26 protein-coding genes are annotated in these 20,387 nt (G+C 47.8%); 18 read left to right on the top strand and 8 right to left on the bottom strand.

The window, feature by feature from the left end; all coding sequences use genetic code 11:
- Positions 1-3 precede the first annotated feature (3 nt).
- The 5 genes from ACZ50P_RS08990 to ACZ50P_RS08970 all read right to left on the bottom strand — a co-directional run bounded on the left by ACZ50P_RS08990 (position 4) and on the right by ACZ50P_RS08970 (position 5,805).
- The gene (locus ACZ50P_RS08990; protein ID WP_464130681.1) at positions 4-1,152 is read right to left on the bottom strand and encodes an outer membrane protein assembly factor BamB family protein; all 1,149 of its coding nucleotides are present in this window, start codon (positions 1,150-1,152) and stop codon (positions 4-6) included.
- A gap of 19 nt (positions 1,153-1,171) precedes the next feature.
- A complete protein-coding gene (locus ACZ50P_RS08985; RefSeq protein WP_464130680.1) occupies positions 1,172-1,978 on the bottom strand; it encodes a tetratricopeptide repeat protein in 807 nt (268 codons plus the stop codon).
- A gap of 216 nt (positions 1,979-2,194) precedes the next feature.
- Positions 2,195-3,325 (bottom strand): Glu/Leu/Phe/Val family dehydrogenase, encoded by a 1,131-nt coding sequence (locus ACZ50P_RS08980; RefSeq protein ID WP_464135198.1) that lies wholly within the window; start codon positions 3,323-3,325, stop codon positions 2,195-2,197.
- A gap of 114 nt (positions 3,326-3,439) precedes the next feature.
- Entirely contained in the window at positions 3,440-5,218 is a 1,779-nt protein-coding gene (gene argS, locus ACZ50P_RS08975; RefSeq protein ID WP_464130679.1) for an arginine--tRNA ligase, read from the bottom strand.
- Complete coding sequence (locus tag ACZ50P_RS08970) at positions 5,215-5,805, bottom strand: hypothetical protein (RefSeq protein ID WP_464121239.1); 591 nt, start codon at positions 5,803-5,805, stop codon at positions 5,215-5,217. Before ACZ50P_RS08970 ends, argS begins: the two co-directional genes overlap by 4 nt.
- A gap of 645 nt (positions 5,806-6,450) precedes the next feature.
- Here ACZ50P_RS08970 and ACZ50P_RS08965 point away from each other — a divergent pair.
- The 13 genes from ACZ50P_RS08965 (at position 6,451) to ACZ50P_RS08905 (ending at position 13,995) form a co-directional block, all read left to right on the top strand.
- Positions 6,451-7,065, top strand: a complete 615-nt coding sequence (locus tag ACZ50P_RS08965) for a hypothetical protein (protein WP_464130677.1) — start codon at positions 6,451-6,453, stop codon at positions 7,063-7,065.
- 488 nt (positions 7,066-7,553) lie between these two features.
- The gene (locus tag ACZ50P_RS08960) at positions 7,554-8,162 is read left to right on the top strand and encodes a type IV secretory system conjugative DNA transfer family protein (protein ID WP_464130676.1); all 609 of its coding nucleotides are present in this window, start codon (positions 7,554-7,556) and stop codon (positions 8,160-8,162) included.
- 265 nt (positions 8,163-8,427) lie between these two features.
- A complete protein-coding gene (locus ACZ50P_RS08955; RefSeq protein WP_464130674.1) occupies positions 8,428-9,543 on the top strand; it encodes a hypothetical protein in 1,116 nt (371 codons plus the stop codon).
- 84 nt (positions 9,544-9,627) lie between these two features.
- On the top strand, positions 9,628-9,957 hold the full coding sequence (locus ACZ50P_RS08950; protein ID WP_464130673.1) for a GNAT family N-acetyltransferase: 330 nt from the start codon (positions 9,628-9,630) through the stop codon (positions 9,955-9,957).
- Between the two features lie 2 nt (positions 9,958-9,959).
- The gene (locus tag ACZ50P_RS08945; protein WP_464130672.1) at positions 9,960-10,697 is read left to right on the top strand and encodes a hypothetical protein; all 738 of its coding nucleotides are present in this window, start codon (positions 9,960-9,962) and stop codon (positions 10,695-10,697) included.
- Between the two features lie 3 nt (positions 10,698-10,700).
- Entirely contained in the window at positions 10,701-10,946 is a 246-nt protein-coding gene (locus ACZ50P_RS08940; RefSeq protein ID WP_464130670.1) for a hypothetical protein, read from the top strand.
- On the top strand, positions 10,933-11,637 hold the full coding sequence (locus ACZ50P_RS08935) for a hypothetical protein (protein WP_464130669.1): 705 nt from the start codon (positions 10,933-10,935) through the stop codon (positions 11,635-11,637). The genes ACZ50P_RS08940 and ACZ50P_RS08935 overlap by 14 nt, the downstream gene beginning before the upstream one ends.
- Positions 11,638-11,639: 2 nt before the next feature.
- On the top strand, positions 11,640-12,119 hold the full coding sequence (locus ACZ50P_RS08930) for a hypothetical protein (protein ID WP_464130668.1): 480 nt from the start codon (positions 11,640-11,642) through the stop codon (positions 12,117-12,119).
- A 2-nt stretch (positions 12,120-12,121) separates the two neighbouring features.
- Positions 12,122-12,583 carry a hypothetical protein gene (locus ACZ50P_RS08925; protein ID WP_464130666.1) on the top strand — a complete coding sequence of 154 codons (462 nt, stop codon included), beginning with the start codon at positions 12,122-12,124 and terminating at the stop codon, positions 12,581-12,583.
- 47 nt (positions 12,584-12,630) lie between these two features.
- Positions 12,631-13,104, top strand: a complete 474-nt coding sequence (locus ACZ50P_RS08920; RefSeq protein ID WP_464130665.1) for a transglycosylase SLT domain-containing protein — start codon at positions 12,631-12,633, stop codon at positions 13,102-13,104.
- A gap of 9 nt (positions 13,105-13,113) precedes the next feature.
- Complete coding sequence (locus ACZ50P_RS08915) at positions 13,114-13,302, top strand: hypothetical protein (RefSeq protein WP_464130663.1); 189 nt, start codon at positions 13,114-13,116, stop codon at positions 13,300-13,302.
- Positions 13,302-13,514: a hypothetical protein gene (locus ACZ50P_RS08910; protein WP_464130662.1), complete on the top strand. Its 213-nt coding sequence runs from the start codon at positions 13,302-13,304 to the stop codon at positions 13,512-13,514. Before ACZ50P_RS08915 ends, ACZ50P_RS08910 begins: the two co-directional genes overlap by 1 nt.
- Before the next feature lies 1 nt (position 13,515).
- Positions 13,516-13,995: a hypothetical protein gene (locus ACZ50P_RS08905; protein WP_464130660.1), complete on the top strand. Its 480-nt coding sequence runs from the start codon at positions 13,516-13,518 to the stop codon at positions 13,993-13,995.
- Positions 13,996-14,040: 45 nt separating this feature from the next.
- Here ACZ50P_RS08905 and ACZ50P_RS08900 read toward each other — a convergent pair whose 3' ends face one another.
- Positions 14,041-14,628: a tyrosine-type recombinase/integrase gene (locus tag ACZ50P_RS08900; protein WP_464130659.1), complete on the bottom strand. Its 588-nt coding sequence runs from the start codon at positions 14,626-14,628 to the stop codon at positions 14,041-14,043.
- Between the two features lie 858 nt (positions 14,629-15,486).
- Between ACZ50P_RS08900 and ACZ50P_RS08895 the strand changes: the two genes are divergently transcribed.
- On the top strand, positions 15,487-16,020 hold the full coding sequence (locus ACZ50P_RS08895; protein ID WP_262552077.1) for a tyrosine-type recombinase/integrase: 534 nt from the start codon (positions 15,487-15,489) through the stop codon (positions 16,018-16,020).
- On the opposite strand, the gene ACZ50P_RS08890 is transcribed toward ACZ50P_RS08895, so the two are convergent.
- Positions 16,021-16,356: a hypothetical protein gene (locus ACZ50P_RS08890; protein ID WP_464130657.1), complete on the bottom strand. Its 336-nt coding sequence runs from the start codon at positions 16,354-16,356 to the stop codon at positions 16,021-16,023.
- Positions 16,357-16,539: 183 nt separating this feature from the next.
- Here ACZ50P_RS08890 and ACZ50P_RS08885 point away from each other — a divergent pair, with 183 nt between their 5' ends.
- From ACZ50P_RS08885 to ACZ50P_RS08870, 4 genes are read left to right on the top strand one after another with little or no spacing between them, the layout of a single operon-like run.
- Positions 16,540-17,163 carry a 2OG-Fe(II) oxygenase family protein gene (locus ACZ50P_RS08885; protein WP_464130656.1) on the top strand — a complete coding sequence of 208 codons (624 nt, stop codon included), beginning with the start codon at positions 16,540-16,542 and terminating at the stop codon, positions 17,161-17,163.
- A 2-nt stretch (positions 17,164-17,165) separates the two neighbouring features.
- Positions 17,166-17,915, top strand: a complete 750-nt coding sequence (locus tag ACZ50P_RS08880) for an ABC transporter ATP-binding protein (RefSeq protein ID WP_464130655.1) — start codon at positions 17,166-17,168, stop codon at positions 17,913-17,915.
- Positions 17,912-18,667: an ABC transporter permease gene (locus ACZ50P_RS08875; protein WP_464130653.1), complete on the top strand. Its 756-nt coding sequence runs from the start codon at positions 17,912-17,914 to the stop codon at positions 18,665-18,667. Before ACZ50P_RS08880 ends, ACZ50P_RS08875 begins: the two co-directional genes overlap by 4 nt.
- A gap of 9 nt (positions 18,668-18,676) precedes the next feature.
- The gene (locus ACZ50P_RS08870) at positions 18,677-19,606 is read left to right on the top strand and encodes an ABC transporter substrate-binding protein (RefSeq protein ID WP_464130652.1); all 930 of its coding nucleotides are present in this window, start codon (positions 18,677-18,679) and stop codon (positions 19,604-19,606) included.
- 35 nt (positions 19,607-19,641) lie between these two features.
- Here ACZ50P_RS08870 and ACZ50P_RS08865 read toward each other — a convergent pair whose 3' ends face one another.
- Positions 19,642-20,319, bottom strand: coding sequence for a hypothetical protein (locus ACZ50P_RS08865; RefSeq protein ID WP_464130650.1), 678 nt, complete (start codon positions 20,317-20,319; stop codon positions 19,642-19,644).
- Positions 20,320-20,387 lie beyond the last annotated feature (68 nt).

Genomic DNA, 20,387 nt, shown 5'->3' with positions numbered 1-20,387 from the left:
CTCCTAAAAGTAAGGGGTTTTAATCCATCCAGCGTCCATGGCCCAAAGATTCGCCTCACCAGAGATGAAGTAAACCCGGCCATTTTTTTCATCCACTTGCGGCGCTGACAGGATACCGCGACCAGGCTCAAAGCCACCAATCACAGCCCCGGAGTTCGCATCCATAAAGCGCAGGAAGCCCTGAGACTCACCAAATACCAAGACCCCTTTATAGGGCTTGATCTGGGTCGCAATGCCTTCCTTCAGCTTATAGGACCACAGTTTATCACCGTTGCTTTTCTTTAAAGCGACAACTTCACTGTTTGTTGTAGGATAATACAACTTCTCCCCGACGATGGTCACAGCGCTGTAGCCGCCACCATCCACACGCCAAAGGATTTCGCCCTTGTCTGCGGAAATGCAATAAAGCTTATCGTCATAACCTGCCACATAGACCTGATTGCCATCGACAACCGGGGTGGCATCAATATCGCGGAAGCGCTTGTTGCGATTCAACTGGACTTCCCAGATCGCAGATCCATTTTTGGCATTCAAAGCCACCAATGATCCATCAGAAAAGCCGACATACAAAATGCCGTTGCTTAAGGCCGCCTGACTGCCCCCACGGATCGAGAACTGCGATGTGTCCTGACGGGAATGCAACCACAATTGACGTCCCGTAGCCGCATCCAGTGCGTAAAATACGCTATTGCCTGCTAGGAAGTAGACAATGCCGTCGTCCAACAATGGAGCCGCTAGGTTTTCAGATTTGGTTGCAAAGGTCCACTGAACCGTGCCGGTGCTGGCTTCGATGGAATAGAAGTTTCCATCACTGGCACCGACAAAAAGACGGTCGCGGATCAGGGTGGCACTGGGTTCCGCCCCATTGGAGATCGGAAGTCTCCAGCGTTCCTGGCCGTTATCGCGGCTGTACGCCACAATCCCGTCCATGCCGTTACCCTGGATGATCAGATCCCCAGCCAAAACCGGAGTCATACGATTGATTTTACGGAATCCCAGATTGTCTTTTTCGGTGGTGCGACGAACCCAGGCGGTTTTGACTTCGTATTCACGTTTGCTGTTATTCAGGGAGCTCCATTTTTCCAAACCGGAGTTCAGAGTGGAGCACCCAACCAAAGTCATCAAAAGAGCGCCAAGCAGGACAATCTTCATTGATATCCCTCAATAAGGACTAAAGGTTTTTCTTCGCTTTCAAAAGACGAAGATATTTCTGAGCCTCTTTAGAAGCGGCAAAGTCGGTCGTGTTCAAATCTTCTTTTTGTGCGATTTCCGTGTAAAGCGCTTCCGCTTTTGCCAGATCGTTCATGGATTCAAAACACAAACCCATGCGAAGTTTCGCTTCGTCGTGCGCAAAAGCCAGACCTTTGGAGTCTACAAGAGTCTGCCATTTTTCAACAGCCGCTTTACAATCACCTTTGTCTGCCAACACGTTCCCAATTTGCATTAAAATCAGACCCGTCAGCACATCACCCTTGGAAAGTCCTGGTTCAACCTTCGTCAAGACCGCGGAAGCTTCATCTGATTTTTTATAGTTGATATAGATTTCGCTCAGGTTCAAAGCGGCCATCTGAGCAGCTTTTGTCTTAGGAGCCTCATTGATGAAGGCCTCAAATCCAGCAACCACAGTTCCATAGTCCTTCTGAAGATCGCCGGAAGCTTTCTTGGCAGGATCAAATGCAGGAACATTCTTTTTGTCTTTGCTTTGAGCATTGATCGTTTCAGCACGAGCCGCTTCTTCAAAGCCACGTTTTTTCTCGGTGTAGGCTTTTTCAAGTACGAAGTACTTTTCCTGCTGTTCAGTTTCCTTTTTATTTGCAAGGTAACCCATCAGGGAAAGCCCGGCACCCACAACCACAAAGACAGCCACGGCTGTGATCACAAGTTTGGAGTGGCCCGTCGTCCATACGAAACCTTTTCTCAAAGTTTGTGTAACCTGATCTGGGGACTTCAAATCGTCTTTAGTAATCTTTGTGCTCATTCTTCCTCGCTGAAACGGCTAATTAAAATAACTATTTACGAGGAAAGATTGTTCTTTGGTCGAGGTGGGTTGTCAATCACTCGGCGCATAAAAAAAGGGGTCTTTCGACCCCAATTTTAAGCTGCTTCAGCTTGCGTGCCTACCAGCACTCCAGCTCTGCCGGGCAGTGCCGAAGCTCTGCCGGGCAGTGCCGAAGCTCTGCCGACTACCAGCCGACTAGCGGTTGTGAACTTCACGAAGCGTAGTGAACGCGCGAGAAGATTTACCTGGGTGACGTTGTTTGAGACGACCAATTGTGTTGATACGCTCTTCAGCCAAACGGTCCGCAGCTGTGTGAGTCCCGATATTGTCACGTTTTGCGATTTCGTAAACTTTAAGGATATTGTCATAAACGCGCTTGGTTTTTTCAAACGCACGCTCTGGAGAGTAACCCTCAAGTTCAACAAACACGTTCATCAAGCCACCGGCATTGATAACGTAATCTGGAGCGTAAAGGATGCCCAGTTCTTTCAATTGATCCCCGTGACGAGCTTCCGCAAGGACGTTGTTCGCGCCACCCGCGATCACTTTTGTTTTAAACTTAGTGATGGTCTGATCGTTCACAATTGCCCCCAAAGCACATGGAGCAAGGATGTCACACTCTGTGAATAAGATGTCATCAGAGCTAACCGCTTTCGCGCCGAATTTGTCTGCGATGTTTTTAGTGCGGTTCGTGTCGATATCAGCCACTGTGATCACAGCGCCTTCTTCAACAAGGTATTTTACAAGGTTGGAACCCACGTTCCCCAGACCTTGAACTGCGATACGAAGACCTTTCAAAGCGTCTGTGCCGAATTTTTCCTTCGCAGAAGCCTTGATCCCCATCAAAACACCGTGCGCAGTGTACGGAGACGGATCGCCAGATCCACCGAAATCTTTCGGGATACCAGTCACCCAAGGAGTCTCCATATAGATGTGCTCCATATCCTGAACAGACGTCCCCACGTCTTCAGCCGTGATGTATTTACCGTTCAAAGAGTTCACGAACTGACCGAAGGCACGGAACAAACCTTCAGATTTCTGAGTCTTAGGATCGCCGATGATTACAGCCTTACCACCACCCAAGTTCAGGCCGGAAGCGGCTGCTTTATAAGTCATACCTTTGGACAAACGAAGAACGTCAACAAGAGCCTCGTCTTCGTTCTTATAGTTCCACATACGGGTGCCGCCCAATGCAGGCCCCAAAGAGGTGTTGTGAATAGCGATGATCGCTTTCAAACCAACATGAGGGTCGTTACAGAAAACAACCTGCTCATGATCACCATGCTTAGAGATAATCTCAAAAGTTCCCAATGTAGGCTCCTTCATTTTTTTGAATTGCCGAAAGATCATGGGTCCAATTGAGTAAAAAGACTAGCGTTAATGCGGGGTATAAGGTGAGGCCTCCGCATTTTCAATCAGAGGCCTATATGCTCAATAAAACTACATTTTTTCAGGAGCTGGCATTCCCAGAACATTCAAACCGTTCTTCAGCACAAGACCTACGGCTTCACTCAAAGCCAGACGCGCTTCGCGAACCGCCTCGTCTTTTTCTGTCCCAATCGGACACTCGTGATAAAAGACGTTAAAGCTCTTGGCCAACTCATACAGATAAGTGCAAATAGCCGCGGGCTTGAAGTTCTCAGCCGCCTGGGCCACCGCACTGTTGAAACCTGCCACAGACTGCATCAACTGACGTTCTGAGGCGTGAGACAGGCGACTCCAATCCACTTTAGCTCCAGCCGTACGCGGGAACTTTCGGCCCAAGCTGGAAATACGAGCATAGGAGTACTGCACAAATGGACCGGACTCACCATCCAGCTTCAGCCATTCGTTCATATCAAAGACGATCTTTTTGTTGGTATCAATGCGAAGCATTCCATAGAAGATCGCCCCTTTGGCCACCTGACCTGCGATTTTCTCGATTTCCTCTTCGCTCCATTCACCTTTGTAACGACTTAAGTACGTGGTCTTTACATGGTTTTCCATATTATGAACAAGCGCGGTCAAAGGCACGATATTGCCTTTGCGGGAACTCATTGCGCCGTCTGGAAGCTCGACATAGTTGTACTGAAGGTGGAAGCAGTTTTTTGCCTGCTCAAAGCCCAGCAATTCCAAAACACGGAAGACCTGCTTGAAGTGCAAAGCCTGGCGCATGTCCACGATGTAAACGCTCTTTTCGATATGCACATCTTCAAACTTGTGTTTCGCCAAAAGCAAGTCCTTGGTGGCGTAAAGCCCCGTGCCATCCGACTTCAAAAGCATGCAGAAACCCAGGTTTTCTTCCTCTAGGTTTTTACCAATGGCCCCTTGGGACATCTCAAGTTTGCCTTGGGCGTAGAGCTCTTTCACCCATTGCGCAGAAGGCGTGTCCATCTCAGACTCAAAATACCATTCATCGAATTTTACATCGGCCCAGTCATAGACCTTCTTCATCAGGGCAATGGACCATTCTCGTGTCTCCAGCCACAGGTCATAATAAGGACCGGACTTGCCTTCCAATTGGTGCAGGATCGCCGTTAGTTCCTGACGATTGATTTCTTCCTGCGGAGTTCCGTTTTGATCTTCCAAAAGCAGATTGGCTTTGGAATACATGCTGCCCAACCATTCGCCTTTTCCCGTTTCCGGAACCGGCTCTTGATTGTGTTTTTTCATGTACCAAAGACATTTGGCCACGTGCGTGCCCATGTCGCCCGGGAAAGTCGAAGACACGATTTCACGACCGCTATAACGAAGCATTCTGACAATAGCATCCCCCAGACACAGATTTCTCATGTGACCCACGTGAAGCTCCTTGTGGGTGTTGGGTTGGGAATACTCGATCATGGTTTTCGGGGCTTTTTCCACCAGTTGCTTCTTAAAGAACGCCCCATTCAGGATCGTTGCTAAAACCTGCTCCCCGTGAGTTTGTTCATTGAAACGAATGTTAATGTAAGGACCGGCCGCCACAGCGGTCAAAGCCCCTTGTGATTCCTGTACACCGGTTGATCCCGTCAGTTCAGCCGCCACGGCCGCTGCCACCTGCGGGGGAGCCGCTTTAAGATTTTTAGCCAGGATAAAACAGCCAAAGGCCAGATCGCCAAGCTCTGATTTCGGAGGATTCACCAAAGACTTATAAATGTCGTCTTCAAGAGCGGAAACATCTGTATTTGGATAAGCGCGACCAATCGCGGATTTTAATAGATTTGTCGCAAGCAATCGAATGGAGTCGTGTTTAATCATAGACCTTTCCAAAAGAAAAAGACGCCCGCCCAGGCGAGTGAAACAAGAAGGACAACTATACTGGTATTTCTGTGAAATTTCAGGTCTTTTTTCAAGACTTGAAGCTCCGTTTGCAGGCGATCGCGCTCCAGAAACACACCTTGAAGATCTGCTGACAGCTTTTCAATCTCTTCTTTGCGGGTTTGGCGCTCCAAATCCAACTGTTGAAGCGCCTGCTGATGCAGCACTTGGGGGCTCGATCCTAAGAAGTAATTCGGCGTCAGTCCCGGGATCTTTTCCCGCAGGGTCAAATACCACTGCAAAGCCCGCCAAATATGTGGAGGAGCTTCATCCCCCTGCTTCACCCAGCGAGTCCAGCTCGATGGATCGACCAAAAGAAGTTGCGCCATCTTGCGCTGAGAAAGCCCCAAATCAGCGCGAATTTTCTCCAAATCCCCGATCTGATTCTGGATGACCTGAACCTGGGCCTCATAATGCATACGCAGCGAGGTCTTTGAGCGAGGGCCTATTTCATCCTCTATAAAGCTCTCGTTTAAAGTGGCCTTTTGCAGCGGGTCCTCGACCAGACCCTGGAGATCCTTTTCCATTTAAACCCCTCTAGACTATTGCATTACACAACATTTATATTGTTTTTCACAATGTAAGTCGTTGTATAATACAGATATAATTCCAGAATTGATTTTGGAAGGTCAAGCTAAGTTATTGAAACCACGAAAGAATCCTTAAAGGCATAGCCCAGCATACCCTTTTTCAAAACAGACTAAAGCTTATAGCCATATTATTTAGGCCTAAGTACCCAAAATGACAAAAGAATTTTTCAGAGCGAGAAGCGGCGAAACCGCTTTCATTTATTTCGCACCGCGTTTATGCATTGCAAAACTAAAGCTTTTCGGTCACTTAGGGCTTTGGATGCAGCGCGTTTAAAGTCACTTCACTTTGTTTAAGATTTTTCCTTGAATTACCAGATTTAAATAATTACGGTTTATTCACCACAGTTAATAAAAAATAAATAAACCAAGGAAACGCAACCGTGCCGACCCCTTCCGAAACACAGTCCCAGACTGCTCGCAAAACCAAGCCCAAAGAATTTTATGCATTAAAACTTCACGCGCTTTTTGATGAAATCGAAGCGGTCATGGACGCAAAAGTCTATGCCACGGAGCAGAAAGTTAAGTCTGTCCAGCTTTTGAAATGCGCGAGATACTTTGTGCTAAAAGCCTTTGAGGCCTGCTATGCAGACTGAAAACCAAACCACACCCGTACTTGAAAAGCCACCTGGGCAGCCGGATCTGGCTCAGGTGATCGCTGAAAGCACCGCAAAACTCGAAGAGCAAGCCGCCCCCAAACGTGGGCGCGGGCGCCCGGTTGGCTGGCGCAAAAATCCCGGCGCAGAACCCAAGGCAAACGAAAAACCCCCAGGGCAAGGCCCCGCCGCTTCCCGCAAGGTCGAAGGGGATCTGGTCAAGATCAATGAAATCGAACCACTGTCCGCTGAAATCTGCAAAGCGCCGTTTGATTTCATCGGCTGGAAGGCTGGCGTTGATATTACGCCGACCGACGAGGAAACAAAAGCCCCCGCCAGGTATCTGTCGAAGCTGATTGATGCTTACATCCCGGATCTGGAATCGAAGGACCCAAAGATTTTTGCATGGGCCGCGTTCGGGATCTCATACCTGCTTTTAGCGATTAAAAAATTCAGAGTTCTTTTCGCACAGAAAAAGAAGGCCAGCGATGAAACTAGCACCGTGGTTGTTGAAAACGACAAAGGCGAGATGGTGGTCAAAGAGCAAGAACCCCTCAACCTACCCGCTGAAACTATTCATGCTGGGCAGTTCTTTAGAAGGTAACAATGACAACTCTGGCAATCCTTTTGTGGGCCTTTTTGTGGAACCTCGTCGGTGCAACCCTCGGTCTTATTCCCATCGGGATCATTTTTCTAATTAGTCGTGCGCTGGCCCGCCTGGTGAGGTTTTTCCGTGGGTAGCCCTTCTTATTCGGCAAGGCCAAACTCGTCGTTTAAAGACTCAATGATGGAGTGGCAGAAGGCCCTTGCTGAAATTGAAGCACAGAGGATCGAATCTTTTTTTGAATCGAATTATGACCACGGGAACGGTGATTAAATGATTTTTCGAGTGGCGCAGTTGAATCATATCAATAACAGGATGCAGGCAGATAATTTTATTTATATTTTTGAACCCTTCTTAATCGAAGCAATCAACGAAGAGCATGTAATTGCAATTCTAAAGAGTGATTTCATGGTCCGAGATTATATAAAATCAGGCCGTAAGCTGCATTTTTATATTGAAGAATGTCCCGCCATGAAGCGAGTTACGTTGTGAAGTTTGAAGCTGGCAAAAATGTTCACTTTACTATCGTCGGCAAAACCGGATCTGGCAAAAGCTACCTGGCAAGACAGCTTTTAAAAAAGGACTTCAAACGCCAGGTGATATTTGACCCTGTGATGGACTGGCACGACGGTATTATCGTTGAATCATGGGCCGCCTTTGCGGAAAAAATCATGCTTTTTGCGAAGCTGAAAGAGTTCAAACTGATTTTTAGATTTTCCCCGGATGACCCGCATAAGCCTGAAACCCTCAATGAGGCTTTGCGGGTTATCTATCACATTGGAAACATCCAAGTGGTGATAGATGAAATCCAGCTTTTCTGCACACCACACTACATGCCGCCGTATATGGAAAACCTTTATTTCATCGGTAGGCACAAAAATATCGGCGTCATGGGTATCACACAAAGGCCGTCGAAGCTGAATAAATCAGCCCTTGCACAGAGCACACACGTCTTTGTGGGGCAGCTTCACGAGCGAAACGATATTCGCGTCGTCGCAGACTTCCTGGATGAAAACACACAAAGAATCGTCGGCATCAAACCGCGTGAGTTCATTTATTTTTCCCCGACCTTCGGCAAACGGGATTTTAAAACTTAATTTAATTAAATAATTAAATCCGTTAATTAAATAATTCGATTTAAAACAAAATAAATAAAATAATTATATCAACAACTTAGGACTTCAACTTTGCAGAAAACCTTCCGAGACTTTGGCTATCGGTAAACGAAAACCAAAAACAAGGAAGGTTATCATGTTCGGAGTGAGCAAAAAAACAATGGCTGTCATGGCTGTGATCGCGGTAGTGGTTGCGGTTGTTTTGAACAAATTCCCAGATATCAAAGCAAAAATCGGAGCGTAAGCAATGGCAAATAAAAATGTCATTCCACCGATTTATTCCACGCGAACGCGTGTTCTGACGGCAAAGTTTGAAGAGTCGCAGAATATCTCTATCCAGCTACCACGCGACACTGTGCTAGTTGGCTTGATCGTTCGCTTGATCGGTTCTGTAAGAACCACATTCACAGGCGGCACACCGTTTGGACGTGTCGAAGGTGCCATGGAATCATTGATCGACCGTATCACGGTTGAAACCAATGGCCAGCGCACGATCAAGTCTGTGACTCCTCACATGTTGCACATGCAACAATTCTTCACTGGCGCAAACGGATCTGAAAGATTCGCGCAAGCTGGTGCGGCGCCGATTGCAGACAATCAGCCCACAACCGAGGGGCCTTTTGTCTTTGGCACAACTGGGCAGTACACGACCATTCGCGAATCGGTTTATTTGCCTTTTGAGCAAATTCACTGTGAGCCGGGCATGGGCCGTGAAAACACATACCTCAACTTGAAACGCGCCTCTTCTGCTGAGATTCGCTTCGCGACGAAGCCTCTTAGTCACTTGAACGCGGCAAGTGGTGTGACGGGCCTTGTGATTGACCAGGCAAATTTGCTTCTGGAAGTGACCTTGATCGAGCGTCAAGACATCCCGGCAAGCATGGCCTTCCAGGACTGGAAACAGACTTTCCGTCGCGTTCCTATCACTGGCGAGGTTAGCGAAATGGCCCTGGACATCCCGCAAGGAAACGCGCTTTCAGCTCTTTTGCTTTACACGCAAAACGGCAACAACGCGTCTTCCCTGGTGCAAAAAAATGCGCCGTCCAATTCAGTGATTTCAACTTTGCAGCTTCGCAAAAACGGTCAGGAGTCTATTCAGACTTTGGACTTCAAGACGCTGCAATCCAGAAACCGCATTGATTACGGCATCACAGCCAACACGGCGGCGGGTATCTCTCGTCTTGACGGCGTGGCGCACTTGAATCTTTTGAGTCGTAAAGACCTGACAACGGCCTTTATCAACTCCAAAGCGTTCGGCGTGGATAACTTGCAGCTTTTGATTGCTTCCAAAGCGGCGGGCATTGTGGACTACACGAACCCGGCTCAACTGCTTTTGGTGCAAGAAGAAATTGTAAATTATTAAAATTCAGAGCCCCCTTGATCTTGTCGTGAGTGACTCAAGGATGAGTCGCAAACAAAGACAGGGGGCCTCACCTTGGGGCCTCACATGAAAATGTATGCAAATTATATCTTGGAACGCTTAGGACGGGATTTGATTCTTTACCCGGATCTGGGCTTTGCTACATTCCAAATCACAGAAAAAGAGTGTTATCTCGTCGATATTTACGTCGAAAAACCCTATCGCAAGCAGGACGTGGCAACCCGCCTAGCAGATGACGTGGTAAAAATCGCGAAGGAAAAAGGTTGCACGATTCTAAAAGGCTCTGTCGATCTGAGGGCAAAAAATCCAGACACTTCAATGCGGGCTCTTTTGAGTTACGGCCTGAAACCGTACAGCGCAGAAGATAGCTTCATTATTTTTTATAAGGACATTTAAACATGGGTGACGTTGTAAAGGTCGTTAATAACGTGGTCAAGGAAGTGGACAAAGGCGTGAATAACGTCGTGCGGGAAACATCCAAAGGCCTGACCCTGGCAGGGCAAGTTACATCAAACATCGGCAACGTGGTGGGCGGCGATGCCGGAAAAGTCATCAACGCAGTCACCAATCCATTCGGCGCCACCATCCAGGCTGGCGGCGACCTCATAAAAGGCGATTTAAAGGGCGCAGTCGCAAGGCAGACTGGGGCCTTCCTGGCGGCGGGAACGGCGCCTGTGAGCGCGTCTAGCTCGATTCGCGAGGTTGCAAAGCACGACACGGTAAATACGTTCTTCGGTGGAATGACAAACGACATTGTGGAAGTAAACGACGCGTCCCGTCGCATGATTCATTCTGGTGAAATCAAAGCGCAAGACTGGTCAGCAATGGGCCGCCTGGGCGCTCGCACGGGCGCAATCTTAGCTGGTGGCGCTATTGCCATTAAGGCAGGCCCGGCAGTCAGTGGAGCACTGTCAACGGGCACCGGCGCGGCGGTGGCGGTCGGTGGCAAGGCCGCTGGCACAGTCGCAACGGCGGTTGTGGGCCGTGAAATCAACCGACAACTAAACGGTGATAAGTCCTCACCGTCCCCTACCCCAACGGCGGCGCCCGTTGCAAAAGCCAGCATGGGCATGATGCCGCTGGTTTTAATCGGCGGCCTTGGGGCTTTATTGTTGATCGCTTTAAAAAGGAAGTAAGCCATGTCTGATTTTTGGAACAACACAGTCAATCAAATTGAAAACGGCGTAAGCCAGTTTTTGCAGAATGAAATTGATCGCCATATCGCTGGCCCCGCAAAGCAGGAACCAGCGCCGGACACTTCAAAATCAGTGCTTGAACAGGTGCAGGCGCAAATGAAAAAGAACATGGTTCTTTTTGTCATTGTGGGCTTGTTCATTGTGGGCGCTGTCTTGCTTTCCAGCGGGGGCCGCCGTGCAAAGAGATAACGTACAAAGCTTTGAAGCTGCAAAGACCCTGGTTGAAAACAGCCAGGACCTTGCGCAGGCAAGCATCCAGGTGCAGGCTGCACAGCGCCCGCAAAATGTTTTCCGCGTGGTCTTGGATCTCTCAAAAGAACGGTCAGAGGATGACCCTTATTCTGTTTTAAAACACTTTAAATCAGTCCTTTTTGAATCATCAACGGATCAAAAAGCTGAGATATTCATGCGCCCAATCTCAAAGAGCCAGGAGCAAGATTACTTCGCTTTGCGGTATCGTGATTCCTGGGCCGTTTCAACGGTCGTTGCAAATGCACACTTCCATTGGAGCAAGCAACCGGGTGTGAAGGTCACTTTGGTTTTCTTCTCTGATGCTGAGTTCCGTTCTGGATCTCAAATGTCTATCACGTCCGGCGGCGTCTCAATCAATGAAGGCTCGTCTGTGAGCGGCCCCCTTCATGTAAACCTTGCCGCAGGTGTAGCCGCTGAAATCGCACCGCAAGACTTTTTCAGGAAGGTTGCAGTTATTCAAAACAAGACTGGTGCTGACCTATTTCTCGGCGCAAATAACACTGTGAACGCAACCACAAATGAGGGCTTAAAGGTCCCGCCAGATGGATTCTTTGAGTGGAGAAATACGGGGGCACTTTACGGGTTTAGCAGTGGTGGTGGAAAAGTTTCTCGCATCGAGGAGCAATAAAAATGAAATTCTTTAAATACTTCGACTGGTCTAGAAAAGTATCTACCACGCAGAAAAGTATCGGCGATGTCGTTTATGTCGATGTACCTTTTGTAGTCCCACAGTCAACCCCATACAGCCTACCTGAGACCCTCACAATCAAGTCAACCGGACGGCCTGTTTTTATAAAATTTCAAACTAATAAAAAAACCGCAGATGCTAGTTCACCCTTTGGATGTCTTGAGTCAAGCAACAGTACTCATTACAATAGAGTAATGTTCGGGATTCTTAGAAATGGAACATTAATTGGGTTTACATTTGCCCAAGTAAAAATAGATGGCGGCACATCTGGGGGACTTGGCTTTCCCGTTGGTTGTCTAGATTTTATAGATGTAGAGGCGCCACCAGGAACAAACGTATATTCATTTTATTTTTACGACACCTTAGGGAATACCGTTAAGGTTCGACTAAATACTGTCCGTATTATAGCGATGGAACTTTAAAGATGACAGATATTGAAATCGGGCGCGAAGCCCTAAGACACTTTCACAACGCCAGCCTCAAATTCGACTCATACGAGCCCGATTCGCTTGACGAATTGATCTCTTATTACGGGAAGAAAAAAGACATCTACCTAGACGGCGTTGGTATGGTTATTCGAGAAAACAACATGAGCCAACACGCGGTTGAAGGTGCAATGCAGACCCTAGCAAAACAGGCGCAGGGCCGCATCCCCAAAGATCACCAGGGATACGTCTCGGCGTTGGGCAACCAGGCAAGCAAAATTAGCTGGCTGGATCTCACTTCAACCGTCGCCGTTGAAACCGTTTCAACCGTCGCAAAAGGCGCACAGTCTTTGGGTGATAACGTCGTTTCAACTTTGAAGGTTGCAAACTGGATCTGGCCCATCGCTTTATTTGCTTTTGTGGGGCTCTGGTATTTTGGAAAAGTGAAAAAGCACACATGAACCCGCTTTTGATTCTTTTAACTCTTGCGACGATAGGGAGTGTTGTTTTGATTAAAGAAACAATTTCAAATAGATTCGACGCTCTTTTTAAAAAGTACGGCGCCAAACACGGCGTGGACTGGCTTTTATTAAAGCGCATCGCAATGATTGAATCAAAAATCGGCCTAAATCCCCGCGTGGCGCGTGGGCTTTTAAACCCTTCCGACGTTGCAGGATCTATTTCATACGACGGCAAGTCGTGGGGGATCATGCAAGTCACGCTGACAACGGCGAAGTGGCTTGATGACAGCGCCACGCCGGAAAAACTTAATAACCCAGAATACAGCATAAACCTGGGCGCAAGATATGTGGCTTATTTGCAGGGATTTTTTCCAAAGTCAGACCCACGCTACTGGGAATGGGTGATTAAGTCTTACAATCAAGGCCCTGGCAATTCATCAAAAGAGCGTGCGGGCACATCCCAGGGATTCGCGCACGACTACTGGGCAAAGTATCAAAAATATAAAACGCTGATCGCGTGAGGGGGATTAATGAATTTTGCAGTTATGGCAGTTTTAAAAAAGGTTTTCGGCGCAGTCTTTACTAAAAAGCGCGTTGGATCTTGGATCGCAGCGGTGGCAATCGCGGCGGCTGGCTTTGCCGCTGGCATGTCGGCAGAAGAGATTAAGGCTATCGTCGCTGACGCGCCGGTGATCGCACTTCCTGACGGCGGCAAATAATGTTTGTCAATCACGCGCAGCAATTCACAGCGGAGCAGGTTAACGCTTTTCTGGTGGTGATCGGCGGCGTGTTGATCGCAAACATCGGACACATTGCTGGGTGGGCTTTCCGAAGCTTGCGAAAAAAAATCAAAGGCGAGGCCGACATAAAGGCCGCGCATGACAAAATTAGAGAGTTAACAAAAAGAGTCGAGCGACTCGAAGGAGAATAAAATGCTTTCATTTGTGGTACATTACAAAAACAAATATCCAAAGGCCCGCGTTGAACACAATGAGGATCAACTCAACGTGTACGCGCAAGACGGATCTCTGCTTGTGGCACTAAAACGCGGCGGCGGCGGCGCCCTGGTGGACGTTGGCGAACAGCTTGGCGCCAAAGACAAGCACGACATGTCACCGCTTCCAAAAAATGCGCGTGTTCACAAGCTAACCGTTGACGGCAAAATTGCCCTGGACGAAGAACATGCGGACCGCAAGCCTGTTGCTGTTGCGCTTGCGGATCTCTTCGGCGGCAAGGTTCCTTGCATCCCTTCCCTGAAAAAGAAGGGCTATGAGTTCGACGGTGATTCCTTGCTTCCGTCCGAAAAAACAGCGGCGGCGGCAGATAAGACAATCGCAGAGAGCGTGACTCCTAGCGCCCCTCAGGGCGGCGCAGATGACGGTGAAGGTGAGAGCCTTCCACCTGCTGAATAAATTCAATAGCGACGATTTTAGAGGGCGGTTTTCACCGCCCTTTTTTTATTCTCCCACCACAAGGGCTTTTCTCATCGCATCCTGGGCGTAAATGTAATTCACGTAAACCATGGTGTTTTCAATCCGGCGGTGCCCCAGGGCGGTTTTCACGAGCATAATATCCCTGGTGCGCAGATAGGTATTCACAGCGAACGTATGACGAAGGCAATGCAGAGTCTTTAGGGGCGATGGCCTGAACATGCGCCACACTTGCTCGAAGCGCGGATATGAGATTTTGAATACTGATAGGTCCTTTGGGATTTGGGCCGCATGCTCGGCCTTATAGGCTCTTAAAACGTGGGCGCGGATCTCGGCTGTAAGGCGCTTTGAAATCGGCAGAACGCGGGCATTGGAGCCCTTGAGGCTTTTAATCGCAACACTCCCATGCACAAAGTCCACGTCACGGATACAAAGCCGCAGCAACTCCGAAGCTCGCAAGCCACACTCCAGGGCAAGTAAGATCATAACAGCGTTGCGGTGATCTTTTTGAGTCCCCATGAGACGATCACACAGCCGACGCAAGTTCTTTTCTTCGTCTGAATTAAGAACTTTTTCCGGCGTAATTATATAATCTTTGTGAGCAATCATTCTCATATATCCCCCTTTATTAAATAAAGTTTTGTTAATTCGGAATAAATAAGGTTTTGATGAGTATTTTTTTCTAAAGATTTATTTAAATCGGCCCCCTTTGCTTCACGCTCGCTGCATTTCCGAAGGAAATCAGGAGCAACCAAGCGAGAGCGCGGTAGGTGCGGAGTGATTTATTTTGTTATTAAATAAAAGAATTAAATCCGAACTATCCCGAAGGGAACTCTGGGTAAATAGGTTCCATAAGTTAAAATGCGTCTTTTGAAAACTAGACTTGAAGAGCCAAGATTGCCCTTGTCGGGCCACACAGGATTGTGTAGGTGTGCTTTTCCCTCTCGGGTTTTCAGCCTTTGCCTTCTTGATATGCCTTGACTCTCGGTGCGGGGGCCTTGTTTTGAACTATTACCCGCGCACTTTTCCCTCTATTTCGCAAGCCTGGACGCATATTCAGCCATTAAAACCGCAGTCCCTCACCTTTTCGCTTTTATTTAAAAAGCGAGTCTGATAAGTTACTTTTTCAAGGGGTGCGGTTGCGTTTAATTGTATTTCGCACGGCTAATGCGTTTATTTATTTTTAACTGTGGTAAGTCCGAAAATAAAAAAACTGTACAATCTACGCGGCTAAACCCCTGTCTTCTCGCTCTGGAAAGTTCTAATCCGAACGACTAGCCATAAGCTTTAGTGCTATATTGTTGTTTTTACTAGCTTTTGTTGGTGTGGATATTTGAGTGGTTTATCATGCTGCGTTGCATTATGCAGAACCTGGACTGGACTAAACAAAATATTTATACATATCACCACTTTAAATGCGTAGCGTTATGAATACCCCTTGTCAAAGGCCCTCATCATTTTGAATGATGAATCATGGCTTCGGCACCTCGGTATCAACTCAACAAGAACAAATATCTGCTCGCACCTGAATCAGAACGTTTGCGAAAGATTCTCACAGATTTTCAAGACAAGGATCCCCGTAACTGTTTGATGATCTGGACGGCTTTACGAACCGGAGCCCGGGCTCAGGAAGTCTTAAATATTCAAAGGTCGGATCTAAACCCCTACGATGAAAGCATCTTTATCCGGGGTTTAAAGAACTCCAATGACCGGGAAATCCCGGTTCATTCAGCCTTTTTCGAAAGACTTCATCGCTTCGCCGAACAGCAAGGCGGAACCTCGGTTTTTCCGATTTCATACAATCGATTGTTTCAAATCTGGGAATTGTATCGCCCCGTCCCAAAGAAGTTTCATTCTTTAAGACATACTTTTGCGATCGAACTTTATCAGAAGACGAAGGATTTAAGGCTGGTCCAGGTGGCGTTGGGACATCGAAACATCGCCAACACCATGGTTTATGCGGATTACGTTTATTCTCAACAGGAGCTGCGGAAGCTTATTCTATAGTTACTCTTCGATGCTGCGAATTTCGTTCGCCAATCGATCGAATTGCTTTTCTTCTGATGCGCGGTGATTGGATTTTTCTTTTTTGAAGGCCAGCAAGTCTTTTTTAGTGGGAGCATTATAAGAAGTGCCGGAATTTTCCACCACAACAATGCGCTCACGCATTTTCTCCTGAGCTGCCACCTTGTCGCGAGTCGCCTCCAGATTACTCTGAACATTATGATGAAGCTCACTTTGCGCTTTGGTGTTTTCACTGATCAAAGCGTTAAAGTCCGAGATCTTGGCAAAACTGATTGCTGGGATCAGGGTCATAACTGCGATAAGTGCTTGCTTCTTCATACTAACTCCTTGCTGAATGCTTCTAGTTAAAGCAAAGCTGATGCCATCCGGTGCACGCTTAAATTGCTTTAGACGACAAACTCCCGACAAAGTCGCTTACAACTGTCTAAGAAGTAGCTATCAATTCTTGTAATGAAACAGAATTAGCCCTATGGTGAAAAGTATATTTATAGGTGTCTCAGAATGATAAAAGCCCTTTTTCCCACCTTCGTTTACTATGCCCCCGTGGCCGGAACATCCGCCAAGGGAGTCACTAAATTAAATAAAGAACTAAAAGCGGAGTCCTTAAAGATTGCTGAAATCGACGAGGAAGGTCAGCTCTGGTCTCAAAAGAACTACAAAGGCGGCTACACTTCTTACGGATCCATGAGTCAGCTTCATCAGTTTTCCTCCACCTTTGGTGACTTGCAAAAAATGCTGGATAAGCATGTTCGTAAGTTCGCAAAGCATCTTGAAATGGACATCAACCCTCGTGAATTGCAGATGACCTCCTGTTGGGTGAATATCATGCCAACCCATGTGATTCACACCATGCACATTCATCCGCTTTCTGTGATCAGCGGGACTTATTATGTGCAAACCCCCAAGAATTGCTCTGCGCTGAAATTTGAAGATCCTCGTATGGAATCCTTCATGGCTTCACCGCCGCGCAAACACGACGCCAAAGTTCACAATCAGCGCTATTACTCCTTGGCCCCACAAGAAGGCCATGTCGTGCTGTTTGAATCCTGGACCCGACACGAAGTTCCTCAGAACGCGGCCGACAAAGAGCGCATCAGCATCAGCTTTAATTACGACTGGGTGTAGTGATGCCAGAAGCTGCTGGAATCCAGATAGAAAACCTGCATAAGGAATTCGCCGGGAAAAAGGTGATTGAGAATCTAAACCTCAACATCGAAGCGGGTTCATTTGTTTCTATCGTGGGTCCTTCGGGCTGTGGAAAATCAACTCTGTTAAGATTGATTGCGGGCCTTGAAGCACCTTCTTCCGGAACGCTCAAAAAGGCTTCAGAAAAAGAACTCCATTTCAGCTTTGTTTTTCAGGATCCCAACCTGCTGAGCTGGAGAACCGTCTACGAAAATGTGCGCCTGCCTTTTGAACTGAACGATCATCTTAAAAGTGTTCCCCCCGGCGAGCAGCACAGACGCATCATGGAGTCCCTTAAAAAGGTGCATCTGAACGAGTCCCAAAATCTCTTCCCGCACCAGCTCTCGGGCGGGATGAAGATGCGTGTCTCACTGGCACGGGCCCTGGTAAACTCTCCACGCCTGCTTTTAATGGACGAACCTTTTGCCGCTCTGGACGAAAGCACGCGCTTTGAAATGCAGCGTGAACTGCATTCCCTTTGGATGAAGGAGCGAATGACGGTGATCTTCGTGACACACTCTTTATTTGAATCCACCTTCTTATCCGAAAGAATCATCATGCTTAAAGGGGCCGGGGCCCCTGTGGTTTTGGATCAAAAGCTGACTCTGCCAACCAACAGAGAAGAGAGCCTGCGCACCACAGAAGCCTTCAATAAGATTGTCGAAGGTCTTTCAGAAAGGCTGCGTGCATGAAGCGCTCTTTGCCTGCATTGATCAGTTTTATCATCCTCACCCTTGGTCTTGAGTTGATTGTGCGTGGCGGGTGGGTGAGTGAGACCCTGCTTCCCTCCCCTTCCATGGTTTTGCAAAGTCTGACTGAAATGCGCAGTGATTTTATCGTAGCCTTTAAAGAAACGCTTTTGAATGTTCTGGCTGGATTGTTTTTAAGTATTGTCATCGGAAGCCTGGTGGCTTTTGTTTTCTCGTTGTCGGACCTTTTAAAACGGGCGATCTTACCTTTTGCCATCTTCTTTCAGACCGTACCAATCATCGCCATTGCACCTTTGCTGGTCATCTACTTTGGCTTCGGTTCGCCGACAGTGATTGCCTCCAGTTTTATTGTTTCCATTTTTCCCATCATCGCCAACACCCTGATGGGACTTGAAAGCGCCAGCCAATCCCAACGCGACCTTTTTCGCATCTATAAAGCAACACCACTGCAAACGCTGTGGAAACTGAAGTTGCCCCATGCCTACAGCTACATCTATTCGGGCTTTAAAATTTCTGCGGGACTCTCGATCATTGGAGCCATTGCCGGGGAATTTGTCGCGGGCGGCGGTCTGGGCGCCATGATTGATTCCGCCCGCACACAGCAGCGGGTGGACATCGTTTTTGGTGCACTGTTGCTGCTCTCACTTATGGGGTTGCTCTTTGTGGGCGCCATGGCTTTAATCAACCGGATCATCTTAAACAAACGCCCCTTGGCCACTTTATCTCAGGAATAGGAGATGCTAATGAAATCTTGGATCGCTCTTGGAGCTCTTTTATTTTCTTTTGCAGTTCAGGCTGCCGACACTCCGGTGGAAATTGCTTTAAACTGGAAGGCCGAGCCTGAATTTGGAGGCTTCTATGCGGCTTCCCTGCAGGGTTTGTACAAAGCCCAAGGTCTGGATGTGAAGATCTTAGAAGGAGGCTCTGGCACGCCGACAGTGCAAATGCTGGCGAATGGTAAAGTGGACTTTGCCATTGTTAGTGCGGATGAGCTGATCATTTCTCAAGATCGCAATAAGCTGAACAAAGTCAAAGCCCTGTTTGCGGTCTATCAAGTTTCTCCTTACATCGTGATGACTCACGCGGATAGAAACTTCAAAACATTGAAGGATGTCTTTATCAGCGAGGGTTTTTTATCCATGCAGTCCGGCCTTCCCTACTTTCAGTATCTGGTGCAAAAGTTTGGTAAACCTAAAGTTCGTGTGGTCCCGTACACGGGGGGCGTTGCTAATTTCCTCAACGACAAGACCTTCTCTCAGCAGGGTTTCATCACCACCGAACCACTGACGGCAGAAAAAGCGGGCGCGAAAGTGAAATCCTTCCTGATTGCGGATGAAGGATTTAACCCCTATCTGGTTGTGCTTGCCACAACCGAGCAGGTCTTGAAAAACAAACCCGACCTGGTCAAGAAAGTGGTCGAGGGAACGCGCGCCGGGTGGATGGCTTATCAAAAAGATCCTAAAGCAACCAACGAGCACATGGCGAAACTGAATAAGGCCTTTGATCTGGAGACCTTCAACAAGGCCGCCGAGATTCAAAAGCCTCTTATTGAACCTGCAGGAATCCCCCTGGGGAGTATGAGCGATGAGCGCTGGGAGACCCTGACTCAGCAACTTAAAAAACTCAAACTGATCAAGACCACGCCCAAGGCTGCGGATCTTTATATTAAATAAACATAGGGGGCATGGATAAAATGCCCCTGCCATTTTCATGGAAACTGCTTGCTGATACCGTCGGCGAGCATATCGGACATGTGCAGAATCTGTACGTGAACCAGATCATAGAGCTCCACACTGCGCTCATAATCCCCGCCAATTTCAGCTATCGCCTCTTGCGCCGTGAGGCTCAAATGCTCATGCAGCATTTCCTTGAGATCCTCCACCTTCCAATATTCAGGATTGGCACTGGATAAAAACATCGCAATGGCATCGGCATTTTCATACCACAGACGATTGTTCTCGGTGATTGCATCAGAATCGTTGTTTTTTACGGCCGTTAAGAGATTTGAGGCGATAAGAATATGATCAGTTAAAAGACGGGTCAGCTCGGTTCCGGCTGCCTCACCATAATAAGGCTTTATCGCATTACCAATATCCACTTGATTTTGTAAAAGCCTTTGGGTGGTCACGGACAAATTAGGCAACTCATGGACGGCTGAGATGATAAATAGCCGGGTCCAGGTCGCATGATCTTCCCAGAGCTTGCGCAGATCTTCCCGCAGCTTCACAGGATCGTTCTTCACTTCATGCCTATCCACAGAGATCACAGGTCCGACCGGTGTTTTCGTCGAAGTGTATGACGGACCAAGAGCCCATCCCGTTGTGGACGTAAACATCGCGGATATAACCATGCCTTTTACCAGAGTTTTCATTCTATCAAATACCACAAATGCCTCCTTGCTTATGGGTATTCAAACTCTAACTTCTTCAGGCTGGTTATCAATTCGAAGACTCC

This window comes from Bdellovibrio sp. CKG001, assembly GCF_055397465.1.
Note: the sequence above shows the minus strand (reverse complement) of the source record. Positions and strands in the feature narration are given on the sequence as shown.

Bases quoted from the DNA above. Each gene is read 5' to 3' on its own strand.
- ACZ50P_RS08915 (WP_464130663.1), top strand. From the start codon at position 13,114: ATGAATTTTGCAGTTATGGCAGTTTTAAAAAAGGTTTTCGGCGCAGTC.
- ACZ50P_RS08990 (WP_464130681.1), bottom strand. From the start codon at position 1,152: ATGAAGATTGTCCTGCTTGGCGCTCTTTTGATGACTTTGGTTGGGTGC.
- ACZ50P_RS08970 (WP_464121239.1), bottom strand. From the start codon at position 5,805: ATGGAAAAGGATCTCCAGGGTCTGGTCGAGGACCCGCTGCAAAAGGCC.
- ACZ50P_RS08900 (WP_464130659.1), bottom strand. From the start codon at position 14,628: ATGAGAATGATTGCTCACAAAGATTATATAATTACGCCGGAAAAAGTT.
- argS (WP_464130679.1), bottom strand. From the start codon at position 5,218: ATGATTAAACACGACTCCATTCGATTGCTTGCGACAAATCTATTAAAA.
- ACZ50P_RS08910 (WP_464130662.1), top strand. From the start codon at position 13,302: ATGTTTGTCAATCACGCGCAGCAATTCACAGCGGAGCAGGTTAACGCT.
- ACZ50P_RS08940 (WP_464130670.1), top strand. From the start codon at position 10,701: ATGTCTGATTTTTGGAACAACACAGTCAATCAAATTGAAAACGGCGTA.
- ACZ50P_RS08925 (WP_464130666.1), top strand. From the start codon at position 12,122: ATGACAGATATTGAAATCGGGCGCGAAGCCCTAAGACACTTTCACAAC.
- ACZ50P_RS08965 (WP_464130677.1), top strand. From the start codon at position 6,451: ATGCAGACTGAAAACCAAACCACACCCGTACTTGAAAAGCCACCTGGG.
- ACZ50P_RS08890 (WP_464130657.1), bottom strand. From the start codon at position 16,356: ATGAAGAAGCAAGCACTTATCGCAGTTATGACCCTGATCCCAGCAATC.
- ACZ50P_RS08885 (WP_464130656.1), top strand. From the start codon at position 16,540: ATGATAAAAGCCCTTTTTCCCACCTTCGTTTACTATGCCCCCGTGGCC.
- ACZ50P_RS08980 (WP_464135198.1), bottom strand. From the start codon at position 3,325: ATGAAGGAGCCTACATTGGGAACTTTTGAGATTATCTCTAAGCATGGT.
- ACZ50P_RS08985 (WP_464130680.1), bottom strand. From the start codon at position 1,978: ATGAGCACAAAGATTACTAAAGACGATTTGAAGTCCCCAGATCAGGTT.
- ACZ50P_RS08875 (WP_464130653.1), top strand. From the start codon at position 17,912: ATGAAGCGCTCTTTGCCTGCATTGATCAGTTTTATCATCCTCACCCTT.
- ACZ50P_RS08880 (WP_464130655.1), top strand. From the start codon at position 17,166: ATGCCAGAAGCTGCTGGAATCCAGATAGAAAACCTGCATAAGGAATTC.
- ACZ50P_RS08945 (WP_464130672.1), top strand. From the start codon at position 9,960: ATGGGTGACGTTGTAAAGGTCGTTAATAACGTGGTCAAGGAAGTGGAC.
- ACZ50P_RS08905 (WP_464130660.1), top strand. From the start codon at position 13,516: ATGCTTTCATTTGTGGTACATTACAAAAACAAATATCCAAAGGCCCGC.
- ACZ50P_RS08930 (WP_464130668.1), top strand. From the start codon at position 11,640: ATGAAATTCTTTAAATACTTCGACTGGTCTAGAAAAGTATCTACCACG.
- ACZ50P_RS08870 (WP_464130652.1), top strand. From the start codon at position 18,677: ATGAAATCTTGGATCGCTCTTGGAGCTCTTTTATTTTCTTTTGCAGTT.
- ACZ50P_RS08950 (WP_464130673.1), top strand. From the start codon at position 9,628: ATGAAAATGTATGCAAATTATATCTTGGAACGCTTAGGACGGGATTTG.
- ACZ50P_RS08895 (WP_262552077.1), top strand. From the start codon at position 15,487: ATGGCTTCGGCACCTCGGTATCAACTCAACAAGAACAAATATCTGCTC.
- ACZ50P_RS08955 (WP_464130674.1), top strand. From the start codon at position 8,428: ATGGCAAATAAAAATGTCATTCCACCGATTTATTCCACGCGAACGCGT.